Source organism: Streptomyces griseorubiginosus, assembly GCF_017614965.1.
GTDB lineage: Bacteria > Actinomycetota > Actinomycetes > Streptomycetales > Streptomycetaceae > Streptomyces > Streptomyces griseorubiginosus_B.
In genome coordinates this window covers 1-5193 of record NZ_WVUG01000459.1, presented here as the reverse complement: position 1 = coordinate 5193, position 5193 = coordinate 1, and the positions used below count along the sequence as shown (strand labels likewise).

The 5193-nt window shown below is 70.7% G+C and carries 6 protein-coding genes; 1 reads left to right on the top strand and 5 read right to left on the bottom strand.

Features of this window, described 5'->3' with window-relative positions; translation table 11 throughout:
- Both GRC12_RS41780 and GRC12_RS41775 read right to left on the bottom strand, forming a co-directional pair.
- Positions 1–698 (bottom strand): acyl-CoA dehydrogenase family protein (locus tag GRC12_RS41780; RefSeq protein WP_208785673.1); only part of this gene is annotated, 698 nt, incomplete at its 3' end.
- A gap of 130 nt (positions 699–828) precedes the next feature.
- A complete protein-coding gene (locus GRC12_RS41775; protein WP_208785672.1) occupies positions 829–1743 on the bottom strand; it encodes an SDR family NAD(P)-dependent oxidoreductase in 915 nt (304 codons plus the stop codon).
- A gap of 84 nt (positions 1744–1827) precedes the next feature.
- On the opposite strand from GRC12_RS41775, the gene GRC12_RS41770 reads away from it, so the two are divergent.
- Complete coding sequence (locus GRC12_RS41770; RefSeq protein ID WP_208785671.1) at positions 1828–2754, top strand: cyclase family protein; 927 nt, start codon at positions 1828–1830, stop codon at positions 2752–2754.
- A gap of 328 nt (positions 2755–3082) precedes the next feature.
- Here GRC12_RS41770 and GRC12_RS41765 read toward each other — a convergent pair whose 3' ends face one another.
- The 3 genes from GRC12_RS41765 to GRC12_RS41755 all read right to left on the bottom strand — a co-directional run.
- Entirely contained in the window at positions 3083–3544 is a 462-nt protein-coding gene (locus GRC12_RS41765) for an ATP-binding protein (RefSeq protein WP_208785674.1), read from the bottom strand.
- Positions 3545–4040: 496 nt separating this feature from the next.
- Positions 4041–4970: an acyl-CoA dehydrogenase family protein gene (locus GRC12_RS41760; RefSeq protein WP_208785670.1), complete on the bottom strand. Its 930-nt coding sequence runs from the start codon at positions 4968–4970 to the stop codon at positions 4041–4043.
- A gap of 7 nt (positions 4971–4977) precedes the next feature.
- A partial coding sequence (locus GRC12_RS41755) for an acyl-CoA dehydrogenase family protein (RefSeq protein ID WP_280117597.1) occupies positions 4978–5193 on the bottom strand: 216 nt, incomplete at its 5' end.

Here is a 5193-nt window from a genome sequence, read left to right as displayed (position 1 = left end):
AACCCCAGCAGGCTCATCGCCACCTGCCAGCCCCGCCCCTCACCCCCGACCAGATGCTCCGCCCGCGCGCGGGCCCCGTCGAAGAAGACCTCGTTGAAGTCGCTGGTCCCGGTCATCTGCCGGATGGGCCGCACCTCGATCCGCCCGGGCTGGTCCATGGGCACGAGCAGAAAGCTCAGCCCGTGATGCCGACGCGAGCCGACTTCCGTCCGGGCGAGCACGAAACACCAGTCCGCCTCGTGTGCGAGCGAGGTCCAGATCTTCTGCCCACTGATCCGGAACTCCGCCCCTTCCCGCACGGCGGAGGTCCGCACCCCGGCCAGATCCGACCCGGCCCCGGGTTCGCTGTATCCCTGACACCACAGCTCCTCCCCGGCGGCGACAGGGGGCAGGAAGCGGCTCTTCTGCTCGTCACTGCCGTGAGCGAGAAGGGTGGGCGCGAGCAACTTCTCCCCGATGTGCCCGGACCGTGCGGGCGCCCCCGACCGCGCGTACTCCTCGGCCCAGACGACCTGTTGGGTGAGGGTGGCGGTCCGGTTCCCGTAGCCCCCTTCCGGCCACCCCAGCCCGATCCAGCCGGCTTTGCCGAGGGTCTTCTCCCAGGTGCGGCGATCTTGAGAGGGGTCACTGTGTTCGACGAGCCAGGCCTTCGCTTCCGCCCGGAACGCCTCGTCCCCGGCGGTGAATCCAAAGTCCACGAGGGTCTCCTCTCGACGCCGCCGACTCGACCTACCCAGGGGCGCGGGGCTGTATCGATATGCGGCTCCGCCGCGTGGTCGCGATCAGCCCAAACGCACCCGCACCCGCCCTACGACACAGCCACCCGAGCTATTGGGCGTTCGGCCTGTCCCCACGCCCCGCCGCCTTCTCCATCGCGGCCAACTGAGCAAGCATCGGCATCGGATCCACCCCCACCGACCCCGGCAGAAACTCCGCTATCCGTTCCGGCGTCCAGCCGCCGGAGGCATACGCGGCGCGCAACTCCCTCGGCTGCGCCCACACCGCGATCTTCGGCCCGGCGACCGTGTACACCTGCCCGGTCACCCCGGCCTCCCGAGCCCGCTCAGACAGCAGGTACACGACCAGCGCGGCCACATCCTCCGGCTCCCCGATCTCAGAGAGCTCCATCGGCACATTGGCCGACATCCGCGTACGAGCCACCGGCGCCACCGCGTTCGCGGTCACCCCGTACTTGTTCAGGCCCAGCGCGGCGCTTCGCACCAGCGAGATGATCCCGCCCTTCGCCGCGCTGTAGTTCGCCTGCGAGACGGACCCCTGATGATTGCCGCTGGTGAACCCGATCAGCGTCCCGGCCCGCTGCTTCCGCATGACGGCGGACGCGGCGCGAAACACAGTGAAGGTGCCCTTCAGATGCGTGGCGACCACCGGATCCCACTCCTCCTCGGACATGTTGAACAGCATCCGCTCCCGCAGGATCCCGGCGACGCAGACCACCCCGTCCAGCCGCCCGTACGAGGACAGCGCCACCTCCACGACCCGCGCGCCGCCGGCCATCGTGGACACGTCGTCGGCGACCGCGACCGCCTCCCCGCCGGCCGCCTCGATCTCCTTGACGACCGCTTCGGCGACCTCGCTCGTCGGTGACGCGCCGTCCACCGAGACGCCGTAGTCGTTGACCACGACCCGCGCTCCCTCGGCCGCCGCGGCCAGCGCCACCGCCCGGCCGATGCCCCGCCCGGCACCGGTCACGGCGACGACCTTGCCTGCCAAGAAGTTCCCCACGCCCGGCCCCTTCCCGCGGTTTCTGACGAACCGTTAGATTCTATGGCGCGTCAGATACCTGGAGACAAGCCCCGGGGAGGGCCGATGTCGTTGCCCGCCGAGTTCCATGAGATCGCCAAGCGCGTGAACAACTGGGGGCGTTGGGGAGCCGACGACGAGATCGGCACCCTCAACCTGATCACTGACGAGGTCGTCCGCGAGGCCGCCGCGACCGTCCGCACCGGCCGCCGCGTCCCGCTCGCCCTGCCCCTGAAGCAGGACGGCGTGCAGTCGGGGATGATCCAGGGCCGGGTCAATCCGCTGCACGCGATGGTGCAGATCAACCAGGAGCTGTTCGGCCCGGGCACGGTGGCGTGCAGCGACGACGCCGTGACGATGGGCCTGCAGGCGGGCACCCACTGGGACGCGCTGGCCCATGCCTCACACTCGGGGAAGCTCTACAACGGCCGCCCCGCCGACACCGTCACCGCGCACGCCGGCGCCGAGTTCGCCGGCATCGACAAGGCGCGGCACGTCGTGTCGCGCGGGGTGCTGCTGGACGTGGCCCGCGCGCGGGGCGTGGACCGGCTGGAGGGCGGGCACGCCGTCACACCGGAGGACCTGGAGGCGGCCGAGGACCTCGCCGGTACGCGCGTGCGTGCCGGGGACGTCGTGCTCGTACGGACCGGGCAGATCCAGGTGTATCTCGCCGGGGACCGGGACGGGTACGGCTACCCGTCGCCGGGGCTGTCGGTGCGCACACCGGAGTGGTTCCACGCGCGCGATGTGGCCGCGGTCGCCAACGACACCCTCACGTTCGAGATCTTCCCGCCCGAGATCGAGGACCTCTGGCTGGCGGTGCACGCGCTCGACCTGGTGGAGATGGGGATGCTGCAGGGCCAGAACTGGAATCTCGAGGAGTTGTCCACAGCCTGTGGAGAAACCGGCCGGTACGCGTTCCTGCTGTCCGCGATGCCCGAGCCCTTCGCCGGCGCGACCGGAACGCCGGTGGCCCCCGTCGCCGTTCTCTAGCGCCGACACCCGCACCCGCACCGGACGGCGGCGCGCGCTGCCCGCCCCGAGCACCGCACCGCGCACCGCCGACGCCGATCCACGACCCGCACTCGCCGAGGGCACCCGTCACCGGGGACCTCGCCGTCCCCTCGCGGCGAATCGATGCCCTCAAGCGTGATCAGGCGGACACTTTCCGTCAACAGCCTCAAGAGAATATGTGCGTTATGCCCGGTTCACAGGTGCCGCGCACAGGGGCACACCCCGGCGCACGGTCGTCGCGGGACGGGGTACGGCGACGCTTCCCGCACCGCACATCGGCGCCCGTGCACCGGCCGGGCCGGTCCGGTCACACCGCCTCGAACGCCAGCCCCTCATAGGCCGACGCGCTCCCCGGGTACGCCACGGCGGCCCGCTGGGCCCCGTCGCACCGGTCCAGCTCGCACCAGATGCGCTTGCCCGCGCCGTCGGGGCTCCAGCCCCAGCGGTCGGCGAGCCCGTCGACGAGGGCGAGCCCCCGGCCGCCGGTCGCGTCGCCGTCCACACAGCGGGGCACCGGCGCCCGGGAGCTGGCGTCGGCCACCTCGAGGCGGACGGTGGCGGAACCGGCCCCGCTGCCGGGCAGGGACAGCCGCAGCACGGCGGGCCGGCCGGTGTGCACGACGGCGTTGGTGACGAGTTCGGAGACGAGCAGGATCAGCGTCTCGGCAAGGGAGTCGTCGACCCCGACACCGGGCCCGGCGAGACGCGAACGCGCCCATTTCCGGGCTCGCCCCACCTCCGCGGGGTCGGGCCGGACTTCCATCTGCACCTGAAGCACCTGCACCGCTCACACCATCCGAACCGGCGGACACATGACCTCACGCCACGCACGCACCGCGACGAGGGCCACGATCGTAGCCATTTTCTGCATGGCCAGAACAACAGCCAGAGCAGAGCCCAAGGCAGGGGTCACGGAACGTGAATCCCTTGCACGACAGCATGGTTGACGTACAGTCACCCCAACAAGCGCTTCGGGCATATTCCAGCGGGAAGGAGTACCCGTGCGGCATACTGTGCGACGCTCACCACGAGCAGTCGAACAGGCCTGATCCGGCCTCGCCCCAGGGGCAACACCGGCGTGGCGCGTGCTCGGAACCACTCGCATCCCACAGAAGGTACCGGAGCGCGCAGCCGACTCCGGGCCGTGACGGGTCACGCATAGGACACAACCCGATATCAACGCTCCGTGATTCCGGTATGCCACGATCCGCGACACACATGCGCGTGTCGTCGACGACCCCCAGCCCAGCACGCCTTTCACACCGTCAGCTCGTCAGCTCCGCCGCGAGCAGTTCCTCACTCTCCGTGCCGCCACCCGCACGCTGCGCCCGCACCCAGGCCCGCTTCAGATGCAGATGGACCTCGCTCTCCCAGGTGAAGCCCATACCTCCGTGCACCTGGAGACAGTCCCGGGCGCCGTGCTGGGCCGCCTCGTCGGCCAGCAGCCGCGCGGCGGCGATGTCGGCCGCGTCGGCCGTGACGGCGGCCGCGTAGACGGCGGCGCGGGCGACCTCGGCGCGCACCAGGATCCGCGCGCACAGATGCTTCACCGCCTGGAAGGCTCCGATCGGCTGCCCGAACTGCTCACGTGTCCGGGCGTGTTGCACGGCCAGCTCACACACGCGTGTGGCGGTACCCAACTGCTCGGCGGCCGTGAGCAGAACGGCGACAGGATCGGTACGCCCGGGCGCCGGCACCCGATGCAAGGGCGTCAACGGATCCACGGACCGCACAGGCACGGCCCCCTCGGCCCCCGCCCGCACGACGTCAGCCTCCTCCATCCACTCCACCAGCCGCCCGTCGACAGCCGCGACAACGGTCTCCCCGGTAGCCGCCCCGGGCACGACCCCGGCAGCAAGATGCGTCGCGACCAACGGCCCGGGCAACAAGGCCCGCCCGGCTTCCTCAAACACCAACACGGCCTCGGGCAACCCCAGTCCGGCACCCCCCTCGGCCTCCGGCAACCGCAGCGAGAAGAACCCAAGGTCTCCGAGATCGCGCCACAACGCACGATCAAGACGGTGCTGAATATCGCCGGGTCCGGTAACGCCCTGAAGGGGCGCGGGGCTGTGTCGAATTGCGACTCCGCCGCGGGGCGCGACAAGCCCCCACACACCCGCAGACGAACGACGGCCCAAGAACCCCCGAACCGCCCCGCGCAAATCCTCCTGCTCCGCGCTCAATTGAAACCGCACCGCTCGCTCACCTCCCCTTCGGCAGCCCCAATATCCGCTCGGCCACGATGTTCCGCTGAATCTGCGACGTACCGGCCGCGATCGTGTACGACAACGACGACAACCGGTCCAGCACCCAGGGCCGGTCAAGATCCAGCGCCCCCTCCCCCAGCACCTCCGCCGCCGCGTCGTACAGGGCCTGCCGCGCGTGCGAGTACCGCAGCTTGAACACCGAGCCCCCCAC

Bases quoted from the DNA above. Each gene is read 5' to 3' on its own strand.
- GRC12_RS41770 (WP_208785671.1), top strand. From the start codon at position 1,828: ATGTCGTTGCCCGCCGAGTTCCATGAGATCGCCAAGCGCGTGAACAAC.